Origin of the sequence: Shewanella sp. 10N.286.52.B9, assembly GCF_002873635.1 — a bacterium.
Lineage (GTDB): Bacteria > Pseudomonadota > Gammaproteobacteria > Enterobacterales > Shewanellaceae > Shewanella.
On record NZ_MCTY01000058.1, the window covers coordinates 1 to 20,512 of the forward strand.

General features: G+C 41.1%; 17 protein-coding genes and 1 pseudogene. 13 read left to right on the forward strand and 5 right to left on the reverse strand.

Annotated features, from left to right (window positions below):
• The first annotated feature begins 82 nt into the window (after positions 1-82).
• The 5 genes from BCU91_RS04445 (at position 83) to BCU91_RS04465 (ending at position 7,133) form a co-directional block, all read left to right on the forward strand.
• Positions 83-829: a cupin domain-containing protein gene (locus BCU91_RS04445; RefSeq protein ID WP_102530961.1), complete on the forward strand. Its 747-nt coding sequence runs from the start codon at positions 83-85 to the stop codon at positions 827-829.
• A gap of 53 nt (positions 830-882) precedes the next feature.
• Positions 883-2,001, forward strand: coding sequence for a hypothetical protein (locus BCU91_RS04450; protein ID WP_241904034.1), 1,119 nt, complete (start codon positions 883-885; stop codon positions 1,999-2,001).
• A 173-nt stretch (positions 2,002-2,174) separates the two neighbouring features.
• On the forward strand, positions 2,175-3,524 hold the full coding sequence (locus BCU91_RS04455; RefSeq protein ID WP_102530962.1) for a response regulator: 1,350 nt from the start codon (positions 2,175-2,177) through the stop codon (positions 3,522-3,524).
• Entirely contained in the window at positions 3,521-5,155 is a 1,635-nt protein-coding gene (locus BCU91_RS04460; protein WP_102530963.1) for a transporter substrate-binding domain-containing protein, read from the forward strand. The genes BCU91_RS04455 and BCU91_RS04460 overlap by 4 nt, the downstream gene beginning before the upstream one ends.
• Before the next feature lie 208 nt (positions 5,156-5,363).
• Positions 5,364-7,133 (forward strand): flavocytochrome c, encoded by a 1,770-nt coding sequence (locus BCU91_RS04465; RefSeq protein ID WP_102530964.1) that lies wholly within the window; start codon positions 5,364-5,366, stop codon positions 7,131-7,133.
• Positions 7,134-7,474: 341 nt separating this feature from the next.
• Here BCU91_RS04465 and BCU91_RS04470 read toward each other — a convergent pair.
• Positions 7,475-8,372, reverse strand: a pseudogene (locus tag BCU91_RS04470) (helix-turn-helix transcriptional regulator).
• A 389-nt stretch (positions 8,373-8,761) separates the two neighbouring features.
• Between BCU91_RS04470 and BCU91_RS04475 the strand changes: the two are divergent.
• Together BCU91_RS04475 and BCU91_RS04480 are read left to right on the forward strand one after the other, a co-directional pair.
• Positions 8,762-10,282: a flavocytochrome c gene (locus tag BCU91_RS04475; protein WP_102439370.1), complete on the forward strand. Its 1,521-nt coding sequence runs from the start codon at positions 8,762-8,764 to the stop codon at positions 10,280-10,282.
• A gap of 28 nt (positions 10,283-10,310) precedes the next feature.
• Positions 10,311-10,664: a cytochrome c3 family protein gene (locus tag BCU91_RS04480; protein ID WP_102530965.1), complete on the forward strand. Its 354-nt coding sequence runs from the start codon at positions 10,311-10,313 to the stop codon at positions 10,662-10,664.
• A 103-nt stretch (positions 10,665-10,767) separates the two neighbouring features.
• Here BCU91_RS04480 and BCU91_RS04485 read toward each other — a convergent pair whose 3' ends face one another.
• Positions 10,768-11,634 (reverse strand): LysR family transcriptional regulator, encoded by an 867-nt coding sequence (locus BCU91_RS04485; protein WP_102439371.1) that lies wholly within the window; start codon positions 11,632-11,634, stop codon positions 10,768-10,770.
• Positions 11,635-11,755: 121 nt separating this feature from the next.
• On the opposite strand from BCU91_RS04485, the gene BCU91_RS04490 reads away from it, so the two are divergent.
• Entirely contained in the window at positions 11,756-12,397 is a 642-nt protein-coding gene (locus BCU91_RS04490; protein ID WP_102439372.1) for a TetR/AcrR family transcriptional regulator, read from the forward strand.
• A gap of 100 nt (positions 12,398-12,497) precedes the next feature.
• On the opposite strand, the gene gorA is transcribed toward BCU91_RS04490, so the two are convergent.
• From gorA to BCU91_RS04505, 3 genes are all read right to left on the reverse strand, one after another.
• Entirely contained in the window at positions 12,498-13,853 is a 1,356-nt protein-coding gene (gorA, locus tag BCU91_RS04495; protein WP_102439373.1) for a glutathione-disulfide reductase, read from the reverse strand.
• A gap of 188 nt (positions 13,854-14,041) precedes the next feature.
• Positions 14,042-14,596 carry a hypothetical protein gene (locus BCU91_RS04500; protein ID WP_102530966.1) on the reverse strand — a complete coding sequence of 185 codons (555 nt, stop codon included), beginning with the start codon at positions 14,594-14,596 and terminating at the stop codon, positions 14,042-14,044.
• Between the two features lie 124 nt (positions 14,597-14,720).
• Positions 14,721-15,443 (reverse strand): hypothetical protein, encoded by a 723-nt coding sequence (locus BCU91_RS04505; protein ID WP_102530967.1) that lies wholly within the window; start codon positions 15,441-15,443, stop codon positions 14,721-14,723.
• A 342-nt stretch (positions 15,444-15,785) separates the two neighbouring features.
• On the opposite strand from BCU91_RS04505, the gene prlC reads away from it, so the two are divergent.
• From prlC to BCU91_RS04530, 5 genes are all read left to right on the forward strand, one after another.
• The gene (gene prlC / locus BCU91_RS04510) at positions 15,786-17,825 is read left to right on the forward strand and encodes an oligopeptidase A (RefSeq protein WP_102530968.1); all 2,040 of its coding nucleotides are present in this window, start codon (positions 15,786-15,788) and stop codon (positions 17,823-17,825) included.
• A 162-nt stretch (positions 17,826-17,987) separates the two neighbouring features.
• Positions 17,988-18,650 carry a flagellar brake protein gene (locus BCU91_RS04515; protein WP_241904035.1) on the forward strand — a complete coding sequence of 221 codons (663 nt, stop codon included), beginning with the start codon at positions 17,988-17,990 and terminating at the stop codon, positions 18,648-18,650.
• Positions 18,651-18,834: 184 nt separating this feature from the next.
• Positions 18,835-19,410, forward strand: a complete 576-nt coding sequence (locus BCU91_RS04520; protein ID WP_102475968.1) for a DUF2975 domain-containing protein — start codon at positions 18,835-18,837, stop codon at positions 19,408-19,410.
• The gene (locus BCU91_RS04525) at positions 19,410-19,619 is read left to right on the forward strand and encodes a helix-turn-helix transcriptional regulator (RefSeq protein WP_102439378.1); all 210 of its coding nucleotides are present in this window, start codon (positions 19,410-19,412) and stop codon (positions 19,617-19,619) included. Before BCU91_RS04520 ends, BCU91_RS04525 begins: the two co-directional genes overlap by 1 nt.
• Before the next feature lie 25 nt (positions 19,620-19,644).
• Positions 19,645-20,505, forward strand: coding sequence for an alpha/beta fold hydrolase (locus BCU91_RS04530; RefSeq protein ID WP_102530969.1), 861 nt, complete (start codon positions 19,645-19,647; stop codon positions 20,503-20,505).
• Positions 20,506-20,512 lie beyond the last annotated feature (7 nt).

The window sequence follows — 20,512 nt, forward strand, 5'->3', positions numbered from 1 at the left end:
ATTTTCAATTGAGCCAAGTCACTTATTTAGTAATTAGTTATTGATATTGTTTGTCTATACATTTACCTATAGAGAAATAAGAATGACAATAAAATATACAGCTTTAGCTTTATTTACACTTTTTTCAAGTTCTGCAATGGCACACAATATCCCAGAGAAAGGACAATGGGAGTGGGAAGGTAAATACATATCTGGTGCAGAAATGAAAAAAGGTGGTTATAACGAGTACGGCACTAAATATCCAGTAAATGGTTTTCGTGATGGATTGCAATGGCATATTAATGCCTATGATGACCTTCCTCAAATGAAGACGGCTCGATTTAAAGCATATAAGCAATGGGCTGATGATCATGGAGTTGATTCCAGTAAAATTGAAGCTAATCCAAATTACACTTATACCTACCCTCTAGGTCCAGGCGCCCCACTAGATGTTAAGAATATCATGGCTGGTACTTTTACCTTTGAACCAGGTGCTGTCTACGCTGTTGGTCAGCATCCTAGCTGGGAAACATACGTTGTTGTTAGTGGTGAAGGCGAGTTTTATAATTATGATCAAGTGGTTACAGCTACCCCTGGCACTTTTGTTTTAACAAGACCATTCGATGTGCATGCGATCAAAAATACTGGTGACGTACCAATGGAAGTTGTCTGGTTCTGGTGGAAAGAGGATGATGCCTCTCTAGATTCTATCCATGTGGGTGGCTTACCATTCATGCCTGAAGAGTGTTGGACCGATGAAGACCCCCAAAAACATTGCCTCACTCCTCCACAAAAAATTCCAGCAGCTAAAGGAGAAGATGCTGCTAACTGGTTATATGAAGACAAGTAATAAATAACAACACATGTGGAGCTGGGCGCAAACCCAGCCCAAGGGGGAAACGTTTGAAATTAAATACAAAAAGCCTCAGTTTGATAACTGTGGTGTTTTTAGCTTCTACTTATGTCCAGGCACAGGATGATACCATCGACATTGGTGGCTCCATCAAATATAACTATTCATATCAAGATTATTCCACCAGTTCACAATCAAAAGGTGGCGACCTTGCCTTTAATAGTTTTGAGCTTGTGGCTAAAGGAGAGTGGGATGCTTGGGGGTCAAATATAACTTATCGATTTATGAATAGTTATGACTATTTAAAGCTCGGTTATGTTTATTATAAAGGTGTTGAAAATTGGCAATTTGATGTCGGTTTGGTGGGTAAGCCGTTTGGCAACCGTAATTATGCCTCTCATAATTGGTGGTACAGCCTTAATTACTATTTAGGTTTTGAAGATGCTTATGAGGTTGGGGCAAAAGCCACTTATGCTAAAGGGGGTTGGACCTCGGAGTACGCTTTCTTTAAGAGTGCAGCATATGGTGCTTCGGATAAGCGTGGGTTCTCGGCAGCAGCTTATAGCGGCACGATAAATGGGACTGATTATAATAACGAAGATGCCAATACCATCAACATAAGGCAAAGTTACCTTATGGAGCTAGGCGACTTAAATGTAGAGCTTGGTGCGTCATTGCAGCACGGACAACTCTATAACGCACAAGCTGATGACAATGGTACTTCAAAGGCTTACGCTGCTCATGTTGATGCAAATTATAAAGGACTAAACATACAGTTGCAGATGGTCGATTATCACTTTGAACAATACAATGATGGTCAAAACGATACTAATTACTATGGCATGAAAATGCTCAATAGTAGTTTTGAAGTTGCCAGTAAAGGTCAAATATACACTGTCAATATCGCGAAGAGATTTACCCGTGATTGGGGGCATTTTACTGTCTACAATGACTATAGCATGGTGACGCCGGATACTGCTGACATTGCTCAGCACGATACACAGTTGAACTCCACTGGCGTGAGTATTGCTGTGGATAAGTTTCGATTTTATGTCGACCATTATTTCGCTAAGAATGCATTATGGTTAGGTGACCAAGGGATTGGTTTAGTTGATCTTGATGACAAATGGAACAGTAGAGTTAACGTCAATATGGCTTACTATTTCTAAAACTACCTATATTAAGTTGATTGTGGTAACGCAATCAACTTCGCTTCATTGTGTGTAATCGATCACATAAAGCCGATGAATAATAGCTATTAGAAAGTAGTGTGACCTCCCTAACGTATTTGTTCTGAACAACTCAGTACTCTTGTTAATAAATTCAGCAGTAATACTGTGATATGACGAAATTAAATGCTTTAATACTAGATGATGAAAAAGTATGGGTGGATAATATAGCTCAACTTGTCGACAATTTACCTCTCGATATTAATATAATTAAATTATCCGACCCTACACAATGTTCTGCGATACTTAATGAAATAGACATTGACATAATTTTACTTGATTTGATAATGCCGACCATAAGTGGTCTACATATAATAAAGGAAGTTCATTCTCTATACCCTGATATTACATTAATAGTGTTAACGGGTATGGATAATTTAGATACGGCTGTTGAGTGTATGCAAGCAGGTGCGGCTGATTTTCTCGTCAAAGGGACTGAAGGTCCTTTACTAGAGAAAAGATTACAAACAATTATTGAGAAAAGAAATCTAGAAAAAAGTTACCGCTCAATGGTAAAGCTCTATTTCAATCATAAACCAAATTTTGATATTGGTTATTCAACAATCATATCGCGCTCATTAAAAGTGCAGCAAGTCATTGGCTATGCCAAAACAATAGAGTCAAGTAATTTACCTATTCTTATTAGCGGTGAAACAGGAACAGGCAAAAAAACGTTGGCAAAATGTATTGCAAAAGAGGCAGAGTTAGAACAATTGCAGTGTCACCCAGACAGTGAACATTGGTTAATCCAGTTATTAGGCTGTAGTAGAGGTTATCAGGGGCATTTAGAGCCACAGTTAGGCATTTTGCATAAGATTAACAGTGGCTACTTAGTGATCTCACAGGTCGAAAACCTAAGTTTATACGCACAAAGTGTCCTGTTTGAACTGCTTAATCGTTATAGTTTTTCACCATTGGGAACTCATTGTCAACTTCCTATTAGCGCTCGGATTATTTGTACTTGTTCAGTAGATCTTAAAAAGATGGTCGAAGAGGGCAGTTTCAGAGCCGATCTGTATTATAAGTTGTGCAATCACCATATCGAGTTACCCCCGTTACGTGAAAGGATTGAAGATTTAGGGCTTTTAGTTCCTTATTTCCTACCGGATTCATTTGATGTGACTTGTAACGTTGACGCGGTAAACACCTTTATCGACTTTATTAAGAGCTACGATTTTCCGGGTAATATTACCGAATTGGCAAGCTTGGTTTCAGATTCGTTAGATGTAGATCAACAACTTTCATTACATACAGCAAAGCGGCGCTGCATGTCAGCGAACGTAAAACAGCCAGTTGTTATCAGTCATAAAATCGTTTTTCCAGATCCTTTACCTACGATTGCAGAAGTAAACCAAGAGCTGGTGCAAGAAGCATTGGCTCGCAGCAACCACTCTCAAAAAAATGCAGCTATATTACTCGGGCTCTCCCCGGCGGCTTTATGCCGACGGTTAGCTAAACGATGAAACTAGTTATGCTGTTGCTGTTATTACTGCCATCAATCGTCAATGCCGAGATTATCTATGGAATAGATAAAGACTTTGCTCCTTATGAGTGGGTGGACAACAAAGGTCAACCAAGAGGTTTTAATGTTGAGTTGATGCAGGAGGTTGCAAGTATTCACGGGGTTAAACTAACGATTGTTAGTTCTGATTGGGAGAGCATCGTTCATGCCTTTAATGCTGGTGAAATCGATGTTATTACCATTGGTATTGCATCAGATGGTTCAAAAAATTCAATCGTCACTAAGGCGATTAAAGCGGAACCCTTTTCACTTGCATATAGCCATATCTACACTCGACTTTCGAGTGCTGATATTTATGACTTAAACGATTTACACGGCTTAACGGTCGCTATAAATCAATGGTCCTATACGGAGTTGGCATTGATTACTGCAGATCTGAACATTGAATTAATTTATGCATCATCTGAAAAGCAGGCTTTAAACTTGGTGAGTGAAGGAAAGGCTGATGCGGCAATCATTAATGCCAAGGTTGGCCATGATACATTAGGGAGCAATCGCATCACCAATCTAAAAGTAAGTGTATTGCCCTTGTTCCCAAGAACCTATGCCTTTGCTAGTCGGAATGACGCTGTGGAAATTCAAAAGCAGATCCATGATTCTCTTATTCATTTGAGCAATAATGGTCAGCTTTTTAAACTTCGTGAAAGTTGGTTTGGTACGACTGATAAAATTAGAAATTACGCAACAATGAAAACGTGGTTTATCAATATCACCACTTTTGGCATACTGATATTTATCGCTGCAATGGTATGGGTGGTGTCGTTACGACATGTTGTAAATTGCCGTACTAGAGAGTTAAAAATTCAATCTGCAATAGCACAAGAAAAAGCAAAACTTGCCACGCTAGGTACCCTTTCTGCAGGTATAGCCCATGAAATCAATAACCCAAACGGAATTATTATTCGTTCAGGTGAAGAGTTAGGCAAAAATGCACAGCGGTTACTTAATTTTACCGTGCAAACTCCCGGATTAGAAATGGACTTGTTGTTGCATAATATTGATCTCAATAAAATTAGCATTGAGATGACACAACAGCAGTGTCAAATAACCCAGTCGAGTAAAAAAATAAGTAATATTGTTAAAGAGCTGAAAGACTATGCACGGCCAACGCCCGCAACTGAGTTTCATGATATGAGTGCCGGTGAACTTTGTCAGGCAACCCTGCTTTTATGCTCACCTTTAAGTAAAAAATATAATGTTGAGCTCTACGATAACTCCCTTAAGCGTGCAATCAATATTTACGGTAATAAAGCACGACTAGAGCAAGTGTTAGTTAATATTATTGAAAACGCCATTCATGCTTGCCCAACCTCTGGTGGCGTTATTTATTTGGCTGTAACCCAGTCGTCTACACATAATGTTATCAGTGTACGTGACAACGGGCATGGCATGTCTGAACATACTTTATCTCAAGCCGATGAAGGCTTTTTTACGACGCGAAGAACGGAGGGAGGAATGGGGCTGGGTTTGGCCATTTGTAAACGAATAATAATAGAGCATCAGGGGTACATGGAGATTGAATCCCAGCTCAATATAGGGACGACTGTCAGCATATTTATTCCAAAACGTTGAAAGCGATGATAGCAATCCACCCGACGCCTCACTATTGAGGAGTTGAATTGCAAAAAAACAATTTTAGTTTTAAATTAACAGCTTACATTTATACCAACTATTTATAACGCTAGCCACACAGAAGCAATATTTTGCAGTGCTCCTCTCTATTCCCTATGCATTTAAGCGCCTATTATGACGATATTTACCCAAATGATAGGAAACCTACATGAAACTGACAAAGCTCAATATAATTCTAGCGAGCACCTTATTTTTAAGTGCCGGTACCGCTAGCGCACAAGGGTTAGTGACCAAGCATAAAGATTTTACTAGCTGTCAAACATGTCACCGTGAAGATATGAAGATTGATGATGCGTTAACGTTGGAAAATGCTGCGTGTATTGATTGCCATGGTGGTTATGAAGAGCTTGCATTGAAAGAGAGTCACGGCGTAGACCCACACAATTCGCACATTGATTTAGGCACTCTTAATTGTACGACTTGTCACTCAGGTCACAAAGAGTCGTCATTGATGTGTAACTCGTGCCATGACTTCGATTTAAAAATGCCTTTTGGTGATAATCAATGGCGCCCTACAGCACTAACGGTTGACCAAAAACAGGTGGATAAAGCGATTGCAGCGGGCCCTATAGAAACCGTTAATATTGTGGTTATAGGCTCTGGCGCCTCAGGCACTACTGCAGCTGTATCTGCTGCAGAAGCAGGAGTCGATAACATATTGATTTTAGAAAAAGAGCCTTTACCTGGAGGTAACTCTATGTTGGCGGCTGGGGGCATGGCTTCTGCAGAATCTACAACGCAAAAATCACTAAATATAGCCGACTCAAAAGAGGTTTGGTATCAAGATACAATGAAAGGAGGCTATCAACATAATGATCCTAAGTTGGCTAGAACATTAAGTGATAATGGCGCGGATGGAGTTGAATGGTTGAAGTCTTTGGGAGCTGATCTTAATTCTGTTGGTCGACCTGGCGGGCATAGTTTTGAGCGGGTTCACCGTCCAACAGGTGGCGCAAAAGCGGGTCCACATATAATGAAAACCCTTATTGCAGCGACCGAGAAGCACAATATTGAAACCAGAGTTAATGCTCCCGTCGTCAAACTTGTGGTCGATGATAATGATCAAATTAAGGGTGTTGTCGTTAAAGGTCGCTATCAAGGATATTACATGGTAGGCGCTTCGAGTGTGGTCATTGCCTCAGGTGGTTTTGCTGCAAATAACGATATGGTGTCAAGCTTTCGCCCAGATTTAAAAGGTGTGGCTACCACAAATAATAAGGGCAACCAGGGTGATGGTATTACGCTAGTGAAAGAGATTGATGGAAAAGTTAAGGATGTGAAAGAGATCCAGCTGTTCCCTACTGCTGCTAAAGGTAAAATTCTCATCACGGGTACGATACGCGGTGCTGGTGCAATTTTACTGAATGATGAAGGTGAGCGATTTGTTGATGAGCTTGGGACGCGAGATGTTGTTTCTGCAGCGATAATAGATCAATCAAATAGTCACTCTTGGATGCTTTACGATCAAGATGTGCTTAATGAACTCAGCCAGCTAAAAGGCTTAGAAATTCTAGGGTTAGTTGATATCGTCAATAGCTACGATGAACTCGAGGCATTGACAGGAATGCCAGCGAAGAAGACTAAGGACACCCTCGATAAATATAACGAATTTCAAAAGAATGGTAAGGATCTCGCATTCGAAAAGAAATTTATGAAAACGGATGTTAAGTTTCCCATATATGTTGTTGATGTTGCACCCGCGATTCATCACACAATGGGAGGTATTGCTATCAATGAAAAGGCAGAGGTTTATCTTAATAACGGTAAAAAGGTAAATGGCCTTTACGCATCAGGTGAAGTGACTGGTGGCGTCCATGGTAAAAATCGCCTTGGTGGTAATGCGATAGCAGACACGGTTGTGTTTGGTCGTTTAGCGGGTAATGAAGCCGCTAATGTGATCAATAATGGTTCCCGCTAAACTGAGCTTGTAAATAACTCTGTGTAATTGCAGTTTTAAATGTAGTTTTTTAGGACGGTCTTCGAACGTGATGATAAAGCGATTCAGGGCCGTTTACTAATTTTTAATCGGCTATAGTTACTTTGATGCAGCCCCATAATGGCAAAGTAAACGTCCAATGGATGACAGCTAACAGCATTTATCAGAGTATTTGAAAATACCTGTTTACTGATATATTCGGGGTCGCTCATGACAAATCATATAACAAGCGCGCATTGCTAGCTTCTACTTCAGCAACGTAGCTCATTTAGTATTACCAATATTGAATTTCTACTACAGCATAATGTAACGATTACCATCGTCTACATAAGCAACTTACCGCAATCAGTGAGATCATAGCCGCCAAGCGTAGCGGCGAGTTGAATTGATTTTGGCTCTTGAAACATACATAAAAGTTGTTGTAATTGGCGTCTAAAGTAGATGCTTTGCGGCATGACAAAGTCAAAAGACTCAGTAAGAATGGGGACAAAGCTTAGTCCGCTTTCAAAGGCTACAGACTGACAACCAAAGCCGATATCACCATTATGACGGGCAATATAACCTGCCAATTCACGTTCGCTTTGGGCTACGATGGTCGAATTAACCTCTTCAAAATCGATGTCTTTTGTTGCTAGCCATTGCTCAAGGTGTTGCTGACTGCCAGATCCTGCCTGACGGGCTATCCAGCGCCAGGATGGTAAAGAGGTACTCGCAGAGGCTTCAGTTAGCGTTTCGTATTTAAGGTGCGTTTCTGGGCGCATCATTAAACCTTGTTTACGGTTAAAGCCATGCAACATTAGCCATTGCTGGTGGTTTGGATATTTTTTTAATAATTCAAGATGGCTTTCATTGCTGTCTTCAAGCCTACCCCAGTGCAAAGCACACACATCCGCATAACCACGGGATAATATATCTAAGCCTAAGCTAGAACCCGTCGAGCTATAACTGACCAGTTCACTGCGACATCACTTTTGCAACTAGCATTGACAATAATGGGTCATCACTGCCAGTAATGTGCATACGGTCTGACAATATGCCACTGTGACAAGATTCCATTATCCATCTGTCGATGAGTATCTTAGGGAATAACCATTTTCCGGTAATTTTACTTGCCGGTAAAATGCAGTCATTGGCCATTGAATAGACTTTTTTTTCACTGAGAGAAAGGTACGCTGATACTTGCTTCACACTCATGTAAGTTAATTCGGCGGGCTCTGTCATTGGTTATCCTTTGTGGTGCTGAGGTATTTATCTTTTGAAAATAAGCATATTCAGATTTACATCATTACATAGCTATGTTGAACAAAACACTATCTACAGTGAAAACGACTATTCGGTCACATTTGGTCTAGCAGGTTAACGGCTTAATTTGTGTGATTATCTGAGCAAAGCGCATTAGGGTTTTTGAGCATTAATATGTCGGTTATTCACTCAATTTGGAAACCATTCCAAAACACTTCACCTGTTACATTTTTATTGAAAATCCTACCTACAATTGATTAGTGACTTAAAACTAACCCTATTCAGTTAATTTTAATATTAGTTCCCGTTTTGGAATTGATTCCAGCTCTATGATAAAGGAGTCAATCAAAACAAAAGGGTGATGACCGATGACTAAAATAGACTTATTGGGACGCCGTAAATTTATCACGGGTTTAGGCGTAGCAGCTGGCGCGGCAATGGTTGCTCCTGCGATGGCAGTATCAGAAAAAGCTGCAGGTGTTAAGTGGGATGAAGAATTTGAAATTGTGATTATTGGTTCGGGCTTTGCCGGATTAGCAGCAGCAATCGAAGCGAAAAAGCTTGGCGCCAAAGATGTGCATATTTTTGAAAAGATGTCCTACTTTGGTGGTAACTCCGCCATTAATGGCGGTCTGTTTGCTGCGCCGGGAACGCCAATGCAGCAACAAGAAGGCGTTGACGATTCAGTTGAGCGCATGGTGGCCGATCAAATGAAAGCAGGTCGTGGTATTGCAGATGAAGCCTTGTTACGTCATGTAGCAGAGCATGCTGTTGAAGCACTGCAAATGACCTTAGATGCAGGTTCTGAATATCATCCGTATTTACAACAACTTGGTGGTCACTCAGTAGCTCGTACTTATCAAACAACCGTAAGTTGCGGCGCGGGGATCACTCAGCCATTACTTAAAAAATGCCGCGAGTTAGGTGTTAACACCCATAACCGTTCGAAGTTTGAAGGCTTCTTAGTCGGTGAAAAAGGTGAAGTATTAGGCGTTAAAATGCGTCAAAACTATCACTTTGAAGAAGACCAACCAGGCAAAGTGATTAATGTGAGAGCGAAACGTGGGGTGATCATGGCCACTGGTGGTTTTGCTCAAAATGTTAATTTACGTATGGCGCAAGATCCAACACTTACTGCTGAAGTGGGTTGTACCAACGCACCCGGCGCAACAGGTGAAGGCATGTACGAAATGTTCCGCTTAGGCGCGGTGCCAGTTCATTTAGCTCATATTCAATCTGGCCCATGGGCATCTCCTGATGAAGGGGGTTTTGGCTATGTGTCTAACTACTCAATTTATAATTTCCCACATTCAATGGCGGTAAACCGCTTAACCGGTAAGCGTTTCATGAATGAAATTGCGGACCGTAAAACACGCGCCGATGCTGAGTTAAGTTGTCGTGACGAGCAAGGTAATCCATATCCTCCATTGCTGATCACCAGCTATAAGGATTCTAAAAAGCATCCAAATACCAAGAAGGTGATTAAGTATAACGTCGGTTGGAAGTTTGAGTCGGTTGATGAATTAGCGACCCATTTCAATGTGCCACTTAAAGCACTCAAAGCGCAGATTAAAGAATATAATCAATATGTTAAATCTGGTGAGGATAAGCAGTTTGGTAAGAACATGACCAAGGCTGCTGGTAAGTACATTGAAGCACCATTTACCGTGGTGCGTTTATGGCCAAAAGTGCATTACTGCCAAGGTGGAGTGCAAATTACTACTAAAGCTGAAGTGAAAGACAGTTTCACAGGACAAGCGATAACAGGTTTATTTGCTGCAGGTGAAGTGTGTGGTGGGATCCATGGGGTCAGCCGTTTAGGAAGTTGTTCGATACCTGAATGTATGGTGATGGGTATGACTGCCGCTCGTAGCATGATGAATGCTTAACATAGCAAGTAAACAAGAGGAATTATTGATGAAAACATTAAAGATTATGCTTGCACTGGCTATGCTTAGTTTCGCCAGCTTATCAGCTCAAGCAGTAGAAATACGTGACTACCATAAAGACGTTATCGGTAAAGATTGTAAAGCGTGCCATGACCAAGGCATGAAGCAATATCCATCTGATGAATCGTGTTTAGCGTGCCACAATGTAGATGATTTAGCTGAACAAACTGCTCGCAGTGAAGAAGATAAGTGGCAAAACCCGCATAACAATCTGCACTATGGTAAAGAGCTACCTTGCCAAGAGTGTCACAGCGAGCATAAAGCGAAAAAGCCACTGTGCAGTAATTGTCACACCTTTGAGTACGGCAAGCATAAAGAATAAGCTTACAGCTTAGTGTTATCCCCAAACAAAAGGAGCGTTTATCGCTCCTTTTTTATGTTTTTATTTCGGTAGCAGGTGTTTAAAAAGACGTTTTAAGAGAGGGTTAAACCTTTGCAGATGCCAGTGATACCACATTGGCTTTGATCAAGTTGACTAATTGCTCCGTGACAGGGCTTTGAGTTTCTGGATTAACGTACACCGACTCATTAAATACCGGCAATGGCGGCAAACCATGCTCAATAGGATCCAATATTTGCATCTTATCGTTAATGCGAAATTCAGCAATAGGGGCAATGGCTAAGTCATTTTCCACCGCCATGCACAGCGCATTAGGTGAGGGTGAAGACAGCAATACATTGATTGGTCGCATCGATAATTGATGATTAGCAAAAACTTGCGCTCGAATTGGGCAGTTTTCAGGATACAGCGCCATTGGAATGGTACTGTGCAAATGGGCATTGCCATTTTTAGCTGCGACCCAATGAAATTGGCGTTCAAATAACAACTCACCATTAACGGGAGCCTGCCAGTGGGTGGCCACAATCACATCAAATTCACCCTGTTGCAGCCGCTTATATAAGTTGCCGCTAACATCGGTATCGATCACTAATTCAATGCGGGTAAATTCACGAATAAATTCTAATAAACAACTATTTAAATAACGTTTAATGTAATCAGTTGGGACGCCAAAGCGAATAGTTTGTTTGTTGGAATTATCTTTAAGTTCATCCAATATTTGTGAATTGAGTTGGATCATCTTATAGGCGTAATTAAGTAGGGTTTCACCGGATTCAGTCAGTGACACCCCTTTGTTATCTCTAAGTAGCAAAGTTTGACCGACACTTTCTTCAAGCTTTTTGATTTGTAGGCTTAAAGCTGATTGGGTGCGGCAAATTTTTTCTGCAGCTTTAGATAAATTGCCACACTCGGCAACCGCAATAAAACTTTCTAACAATTCAACTTTTAACATTGGCTATTACAATTGTTCATAGTGGTATTAGTATTACTCAGTATAGGGTTTCCTTAAAGCTTGTTATTGTTTGAATGTGAAGTTGAAACAATAAATTTACATAAAGTATACCGAGGTCAGGATGAGCAGTTGGGATCAGCGGGGAGACTATTTAGTTGAGGTTTCTCAAAGGTGCTTAAAAGGACATAAAATCTTTGATTTATGCCGTTCTCACTTGGTGAAAGCAAGTCAAATATCCAAAGGGACAATCTACAATCACTTCACCACTGAGGCTGATTTGATAGTGGCAGTTGGCTGTGCCCAGTTCGAGCAGTGGTTAGCGCAAATTGAGTCAGATACAGCAATGTACCCCGATCCCTATCAACGTTTTATTTTCCATCACTGCCAGCGTTTGTTTAGTATTTTATCTGAGCAACATTTTGTCATTGAGCGGGTTCTGCCCAATGAAACTCTACTGAATAATTGCAGCGATTATTATCGTCAACGTTATGAGAAATTGACCGCTGAGTCTTATCGCTGGAATGAAAATACCATACGTGAAATAGGTGAAGTGGCAGGCTTTGACCGGGTTGAGTTGGTGATGAATTACTTACGCGGCGCAGTAATTAATATCGATGATGGCCATAAGCAGCATGACGATCCTAAGTTATATCATCAATTTAGTTATGCGTTAACGCAATTGCTAGGTCACTCAGCAAAACGTATCCCCACAGAAAAAGATTTTAAAAGCTGGCTGAAAACCAAAGTGCATACTGCACATTAAGCTGTCAAAAATAAGCGATTTTGATTTTGTAGTTAAAAAAAGCGATAAAAAAGCGAGAAATGACTTCTCGCTTTGCTTTAAATCATTATTTAACGATGACTTATCTCATGGTAACAAACTCTTCAGCACCAGTTGGGTGAATCGCTACCACGGCGTCAAAGTCAGCTTTAGTTGCGCCCATTTTCATGGCTACGCCGAAACCTTGTAAGATTTCATCCATACCAAAACCGATACCGTGAATCCCCACAACCACTTCCGTGTCGCCAGCGCAAATCAGCTTCATTTTACAGGCTTGACGATGTGCCGTTACCGCTGTGTACATAGAGGTAAAGCCTGAGCTGTATACCTTAACGTTGGCTTCACCATATTGCTCAATAGCTTCTGGTTCAGTTAAGCCCATAGTGCCAATTGGCGGGTGGCTGAATACCACGGTAGGAATAACCGAGTAATCCATTTTGGCATCTGTCATGCCGTTAAATAGACGCTCTGATAATAAGCGCCCAGCTTTAACTGCAACTGGCGTCAGTTCAACACCGCCTTCCATGATGTCACCAACACAATAAATACCTTTTGCGGTGGTATTCTGCTGTGCATCGGTAACCACGTAACCTTTAGGATTTAGGGTGACATCAGTATTTTCTAGACCAATGTTGCCAGTTGATGGGCTGCGACCAATGGCCCAAATTAAGCAATCAATCGTGAGTGACTCACCGTTTTCAAGCTCTAACGTTAAGCTGCCATCAGTATTTTTAGTCACTGATTTTGGAATACTATGAGTGTGAAGTTTAGGGCCATCAGTTGCCATTGCTTCAACTAAGGTTTCAATTAAAATAGGGTCGAAATTACGTAGCGGGGCGTGTTTGCGCACTAATAAATGGGTTTCGCTGCCAAGGGCGTGTAATACACCGGCAACTTCTACCGCAATGTAACCAGCACCAACAACAGCAACGCGTTTAGGTTGTTCACGTAAAGCAAAGAAACCGTCAGAGTCAATACCGTATTCAGCACCAGGAATGTTAGGAATAGTCGGCGCGCCGCCAGTGGCAATAGTAATATGGTCAGCGGTGTATTGCTCGCCGTTCACTTCAATAGTGTTACTGTTAATGAAGCGACCGTAACCATTTACTAAGGTGACTTTATTGTTAGCAAAGCCGCGCCCATAGGCATCGTGAATACGGCTAATATATGCTTCGCGATTATCAACTAAGGTATTCCAGTCAAACTTATTTACCGTAACATCAAAACCATAATCTTTTGCATATAGGTTCATGGCTTCAGCGACATGAGCACCGTACCACATGACTTTTTTAGGTACACAACCCACATTTACACAGGTACCGCCAACATGCTTGGCTTCAATTACTAATACCTTGGCGCCGCGCTGTGCGGCACGGTTTGCTGAAGCGATACCGCCACTACCTGCGCCTAGGCAGATATAGTCAAAATGTTGAGCCATGTTAACCCTCTCTAATTGTATTTTTACAGCTTGTTATTTGGAGGTTTTTACCTCGAACAAGTGGTTTCTTAGGATAAGAATATTTCATTTGCAGCCATTGTAGGGCGGAATTCAGCCACAAGCTAGTCTCCTAGGCCGCTTAAGTCGGGAATTGGTTTTACGGTGGCTAAAAAGTTTTTATGGTTTGTTTAGCGCCGATACTGACATTGGGAGTATTGCTCTTGGCTTGGGCCTGAGGTTGAGCATTGCAAGCAATCCCACTCAGTTTGTCGATGAGATAGCTCAGTTTCAACATGTTCTGAGTAGTGCCTTTTTAATTGCACCCTCAGTTGTTTAATCCGATTACCTAGCCAGCGACAACTGGGGTCGTTAGCGGTCTTTTTTGCTAGTTTGAGCGGTTTATTTTTGCTGGTGGCTTTTTTATTGTTTGCGGTGCTTGTATCACGCTTTACTGCTTGCTGAGTAGACGACGGTTCTAGCAGCATCTCATCAGCAGAATAGTCCAGCGCTGATTGTGTGGCGGGTCGCTCGATTGCTTGACCTTGATGATCAAGTACCACATTCATCGGCAATGACTTCATTGATAGTGATGCTTGGTTGGGTTGCTTGTTCTCGCTGGCCGGTTTACTGACTAATTGCTCAAATTCGTTGGCCTGAGGTGAGTCAATGGTCATAAATAATGGCGCTATTTGGCTAATTATAAATACAAAAATAAGCGGGAAAATCCCTTTCAATATGGTCATAAGCATTCCTTTGCTTCAAGTGAGTCATGGTTCACCCGCTTAGCTTAGAATATGCGGTAGACTTTCGCCATAAATCTATGGGCGTTTTTTACGCTATTTTTATAAAGCTTTAGAAACTAAAGGTTTAGAAACTAAAGCTTAAATTAACCCCTGCATAAGTTTGATCTAAACTGCCCGTGACGCCTTCATTGCGGGCTTGCTGCTTAATATCTTCCATTGCAATCGAGTGACTAACATGGGCGCTAATAGCAATTTCTGAGCTGATTTCATAACCCGCTTCAACTCCGAACTGAAAATGATTGGCACCATCGTAGTCTTGGCTGGCATAGCGAAAATCAAATCCTTGAGTCACATAGGGCGTAACCGAGAAACGTTCACTGATTTGCCAGGGGCTATGTAAACTCAGTTCAACAAAATAACCACTGGCCTCGGTGGCAAAGGTATAAGCCAGTGAAGGAATTAGCCAAGGCACGCCGATATAGGCAATTTCAGCAAATAATTCATTATCGTTTGCGCGCTCATCACCATAAAACTCAAGCCGTTGGTAGCCGATTAAGGTTTCTAAGTCATCATGGAGCTGCAAACTATATTCAACACCAAAGTTCCATTCAGTGTAATGAACACTGTCACCACGGCCAACAACTGCATAAGTGGTTAGATTGCCCGTTTCTATGGCTGCGCTAGCCCAATAGATGCCGCCATCTTCAAGGTTATTACGCCCTTCTGAGATGTATTTTGAGTCCCAACCTAAATCAACTGCGACAGCAACATCACTGGCATTCGCTGCTGACATAAAAGGGGAAATACTCAATAGGGATACAGCTAACAATGACAATGTTGGTTTCATATTTAGTATCAGACTCAAAAGGAATTAATTTTTAATGAGAATACATTAACTTTCTCAAATAAAAATGATAATGAGTACGATTTGTGATCAGCTTGTCGAATATTTGTTTATAAAAAGTGGCTGACTGAGGTTGAGATCTTATTCACAGTTATTGTGTTGGCTTTCAGTTAGTGAGTGATAATTGCGCTGCTGGCATTTAGTTAATGCACTTAGGGGTTAACAATGGTTGGTCACTATGATGCTTTTATCCTGCTTATGATGATTGCTTACCCTTGAAATTCGCCACTTTAACCCCTATTAACAATGAAGGTGATATTGAATCGACTTCCCGAGGAATCAAAGATGAGCAACCCATTGCTAAGTGACACTGAACTGCCGCAGTTTTCGAAAATCAAAGCGGAGCATATCCAGCCAGCAGTTGAGCAGGCTATTGCAACTTGTCGAAGTAAAATTGAACAAGTGCTAAGCAATAACTCTGTTTACACTTGGGAAAACTTAATTGCCCCCCTTGAAGAAGTGGACGATCAATTAAGCAAAATTTGGTCGCCAGTATCACACATGAACTCAGTGGTTAGCACTGATGAATGGCGCGAAGCGCACGATGCATGCTTACCGTTATTATCTGAATATGGCACTTTTGTGGGTCAGCACCAAGGGTTATACCAAGCTTATAAATCATTGCAACAATCTGACGGTTTTGCAAAGCTTACTACCCCGCAGCAAACCTTATTGACCCATAGTTTACGTGACTTTGAGTTATCGGGTATTGGCTTAAATGATGAGCAAAAACTGCGCTATGGCGAAATAGTAAAACGCCTATCAGAGCTTACCAGTAATTTTTCAAATCAACTGCTTGATGCAACCCAAGCATGGACTAAGCTGATTACCGATGACACTGAATTAGCGGGTTTACCTGATTCAGCTATTGCGGCAGCTAAAGCAATGGCAGAGGCCAAAGAGCTACAAGGCTGGTTATTTACGCTAGACTTCCCTTCATATTTACCGGTAATGACCTACAGCGAAAATCGTCAATTACGTGAAGAATGCTATCGCGCATTTGTGACTCGCGCATCGGATCAAGGGCCCAATGCAGGCGAATTTGATAACAGTGCCAATATGGACGAAATCTTGGCGTTGCGTCATGAGTTAGCCCAGCTATTGGGTTTTGACAGCTATGCTGATAAATCTTTAGCAACTAAAATGGCCAATGATCCTAGTCAAGTATTGTCATTTTTAAATGAATTAGCCCTACGCTCAAAAGATCAAGCCAAAGCTGAACTTGCTGAGTTAAAAGCTTTCGCTAAAGAGCATTATGATGTGACTGAAATGGCATCGTGGGATTTAAGTTTCTACGCAGAAAAATTACAGCACCACAAGTACGAAGTTTCTCAAGAACTACTACGTCCATATTTTCCTGAAAACACAGTGCTATCAGGCTTGTTCTACACAGTGTCACGCCTGTTTGGCTTAACCATTGAAGAGCAACATGAGTTTGATAAGTGGCATGATGATGTGCGTTTCTTCCACATTTATGATGCTGATAAAGTCCATCGTGGTAGTTTCTACCTAGATTTATACGCTCGCAGCGGCAAACGCGGCGGCGCTTGGATGGATGACTGTCGTGGTCGCCGCGTTACATCCACAGGTTTGCAAAAGCCTGTGGCCTATTTAACCTGTAACTTTAATGGCCCAGTGGACGGTAAACCTGCTTTATTCACCCATGATGAAGTGACCACCTTATTCCATGAATTTGGTCATGGTATTCACCATATGCTGACTCAAATTGAAGTGGGCGGCGTATCGGGTATCGATGGTGTGCCTTGGGATGCGGTAGAGCTGCCAAGTCAGTTTATGGAAAACTGGTGCTGGCAAGAAGAGGCATTAGCGAAAATTTCAGGTCATTTTGAAACCGGCGAGCCATTACCAAAAGCTTTATTGGATAAAATGCTGGCGGCAAAGAACTTTCAATCTGGGATGATGATGTTACGCCAACTTGAGTTCTCATTGTTTGATTTTAGAATGCACCATGAGTTTGATGTAGCTAAAGGCGCAGATATTCAAGGCATTTTAGATGAAGTTCGTAGCCAAGTAGCGGTGAATGTGCCACCGGCATTTAATCGTTTTCAGCATGGCTTCGCGCACATTTTTGCTGGTGGCTATGCTGCGGGTTACTACAGCTATAAATGGGCTGAAGTATTATCGGCAGATGCGTTTTCTCGTTTTGAAGACGAAGGTATTTTTAACCCTGAAACCGGTAAAAGCTTCTTAAATAACATCTTAGAAATGGGTGGCAGTGAAGAGCCAATGACCTTATTTGTACGCTTTATGGGTCGTGAACCTAATACCGATGCACTATTGCGTCATTCAGGTATAAACGCCTAGTGAGTTAAGCTTGCGAGAGTTATGACTATTTCAAGGGTGTCTTAGGGCACCTTTTTATTATTTAAAGATCACACAGTTTCATTTTAAGTCACTAAATATGCTTAATTTATTGTTGTGAATGCACTAGAATGTTGCTGATAAAAATTAGAATGGAATCGTATTTTGACCGCACAAGTTGAACAAATATTTTTTAGTTTAATGCCAGGTAATTTGGTTGATCTACAAATAAACTCCCCGGTTAAATTTAGAACTAAAGCCACGTTAGTGGGCTACGAGATTGGTAAGTATATTATTCTCAAACATCCAGCTCCGCTTCAGATGAATAACCATCAAGATGTTTTTGCTCATGGTAATGGTGTGGTCGTGCGTTATTTGTTGGAAGGCCAGCAAGGTGAGTGTTTTGCATTTAAAACCACCATTAGAAACATCACTAAATTTCCTGAAAAATTCATATTTCTCACCTATCCCAAAGAAATTGAGAATCGTCAATTACGCACCCATCAACGCTTTGTGACCCATTTACCGTCTTCAATACAGGCAAGAGAAGACAGTGAAGGTAAGCTCGGCTCTGAACTCAAAGGGATTATTGCTGATATTTCTGCCAAGGGATGTGGCTTCTTGTTTAAGACCGACAATGAAAACCTAAAAGTTAACGAGAAAGACATTTTCGTTAATATTCGCAACGCCAATGACACGAATATCACCATACCAGCCAAAGTATGTAATAGCCGTTTTGAAAATGGCAAAGTCAATGTAGGTATTAAGTTTGAAGATAATGATCCGAAAATTAAACAGCTTTTAAACCAGTTATTTATCGACTTGTAAGCATGATTTAGAGTTCATCTAATTGGCCGACATATTACTGTCGGTTTTTTTATGACTGCAGCTTATAAATCAATTTTTATCATTATCTAATCAACAGAGGTAATTATCGTTTAACGGTAATTAGTTGCTGTTAATTATTAATTCTGTTAACGTTTAATTAACTTTAGCCGACCCTAAATTAATCATGGATAGAATAGTTTTACTTAGTAAATGGATTAAATTACTTATTATATTTTTAGCCTTGCTACAAATCAGTAGTTATGGCGCCACTATGGTATTTGGTGAGTTTCGAGAAGGCGAATACGTAATGACGATCGACTGGTGGGGCTGGTTTAACAGTTACCTGGCTGTCGACTTTGGTGCGCCGTGGAAAATCCTAGCCGAGACACTTTATGCTGAAGGTTTTCATGCTGGAGTGATATTAGGTAGCGTCGAAATTTTACCCTACTTACTTATTTATACTTTTCTATATCAGTTATTTGACCTTTATCAGCAAGGCTTAGTGTTCACAAAAAACAACTTCCGTTGCTTACGTCATATCGCGCTGGTATTTGTTTGGTGGATTGTATTGAGCCTGTTTTACCCGATGATTGTGGCTTCTGTACTGCACTTTAGCGGTCTCAGTAGTGCAGTGCCGATTTACTTTAGCCTTGGTAGTTATGAACTTAAGTTTGCCTTGTTCGGGCTAGTTTTTTATTGCATCGCATGGGTGATGAAGCATGCGACTGAATTACAACAAGAGGCAGATCTGACAATTTAATGGCCATAATTATTGAACTCGATGTGATGTTGGCAAAACGGAAAATGAAGTCAACTGAACTGGCTGAACTCGTTGGGATTACGCCACAAAATCTATCGGTGCTGAGAAGTGGCCGCGCTAAAGCTATCCGGTTTTCGACGTTAGATGCGATTTGCCAGCATTTAGCGTGTTCACCGGGTGATATTTTACTGTATCAGGATGAAACCTAGACCGTTTTTTATAAAGGAAGATGAGATGAAAAGTTTGATTAAAAATATATTCTCTGGGGCCGTAGTTGGCTGCATGATATTGATGACAACCGCTTGTACCATAAGGATCAGTGAAGATACGTTTATTGTTAGTAATGAGCAACCAGCCGCCTATCAAACTGATTTTGTTGATCAATTACAACAAGTCATGCCTAACAATATCATTACGCCAGTGAGTATTGATGCCAGCGAACAAGTCAGGTTGAAAGGCTTTTACATCGATAACCCTACAAGTGATACGACCTTGATGTTTTTTCAAGGTAACGGCATGAAAATTGAGCCTGACAGTTTATCAATATTAACCAGACTATCAGAACTCAATACCGACATTTTCATTGTTGATCGTCGTGGATTAGGGGCCAGTGAAGGTCAGCCTCGAATTGAAAATTTAATCGCCGATGCACAGTTGCAACTTGACTATTTACACCAGCATTACCCAACAAATAAAGTCATTGTGCATGGCTATTCTCTAGGCAGTTTCATTGCTGCGCAATTAGTAAAAACCAATAGTGTCGACGCATTAGTATTACAAGGCTCTGCCACCAATGTTGATGATTGGATTGATGAGAAAACACCTTGGTATCTATTATTTACCCGTATCGAAATGCCTGAAGATTTCCGTAAAGCAGATAATGAGCAAGTGGTAGCGCAATACTACCAAGGCCCATTACTGGTCATTGGCGCGGAGAATGATGATCAAGTACCAGCAGAGTTGTCTGAAAAATTATTTGATGCGAGTCAGTCAGAGGTTAAAGCGTTAATCATGGTGCCAAATACTGGTCACCAAGGAATGCTAGTTAACGCTCACGCGATGAGCCGCTATAAAGCGTTTGTGAATAACTTATAAAGCTGAA

Coding starts and splice junctions, on each gene's coding strand:
- BCU91_RS04445 (WP_102530961.1), top strand. CDS start 83: ATGACAATAAAATATACAGCTTTAGCTTTATTTACACTTTTTTCAAGT.
- BCU91_RS04455 (WP_102530962.1), top strand. CDS start 2,175: ATGACGAAATTAAATGCTTTAATACTAGATGATGAAAAAGTATGGGTG.
- BCU91_RS04460 (WP_102530963.1), top strand. CDS start 3,521: ATGAAACTAGTTATGCTGTTGCTGTTATTACTGCCATCAATCGTCAAT.
- BCU91_RS04465 (WP_102530964.1), top strand. CDS start 5,364: ATGAAACTGACAAAGCTCAATATAATTCTAGCGAGCACCTTATTTTTA.
- BCU91_RS04475 (WP_102439370.1), top strand. CDS start 8,762: ATGACTAAAATAGACTTATTGGGACGCCGTAAATTTATCACGGGTTTA.
- BCU91_RS04480 (WP_102530965.1), top strand. CDS start 10,311: ATGAAAACATTAAAGATTATGCTTGCACTGGCTATGCTTAGTTTCGCC.
- BCU91_RS04485 (WP_102439371.1), bottom strand. CDS start 11,634: ATGTTAAAAGTTGAATTGTTAGAAAGTTTTATTGCGGTTGCCGAGTGT.
- BCU91_RS04490 (WP_102439372.1), top strand. CDS start 11,756: ATGAGCAGTTGGGATCAGCGGGGAGACTATTTAGTTGAGGTTTCTCAA.
- gorA (WP_102439373.1), bottom strand. CDS start 13,853: ATGGCTCAACATTTTGACTATATCTGCCTAGGCGCAGGTAGTGGCGGT.
- BCU91_RS04500 (WP_102530966.1), bottom strand. CDS start 14,596: ATGACCATATTGAAAGGGATTTTCCCGCTTATTTTTGTATTTATAATT.
- BCU91_RS04505 (WP_102530967.1), bottom strand. CDS start 15,443: ATGAAACCAACATTGTCATTGTTAGCTGTATCCCTATTGAGTATTTCC.
- prlC (WP_102530968.1), top strand. CDS start 15,786: ATGAGCAACCCATTGCTAAGTGACACTGAACTGCCGCAGTTTTCGAAA.
- BCU91_RS04520 (WP_102475968.1), top strand. CDS start 18,835: ATGGATAGAATAGTTTTACTTAGTAAATGGATTAAATTACTTATTATA.
- BCU91_RS04525 (WP_102439378.1), top strand. CDS start 19,410: ATGGCCATAATTATTGAACTCGATGTGATGTTGGCAAAACGGAAAATG.
- BCU91_RS04530 (WP_102530969.1), top strand. CDS start 19,645: ATGAAAAGTTTGATTAAAAATATATTCTCTGGGGCCGTAGTTGGCTGC.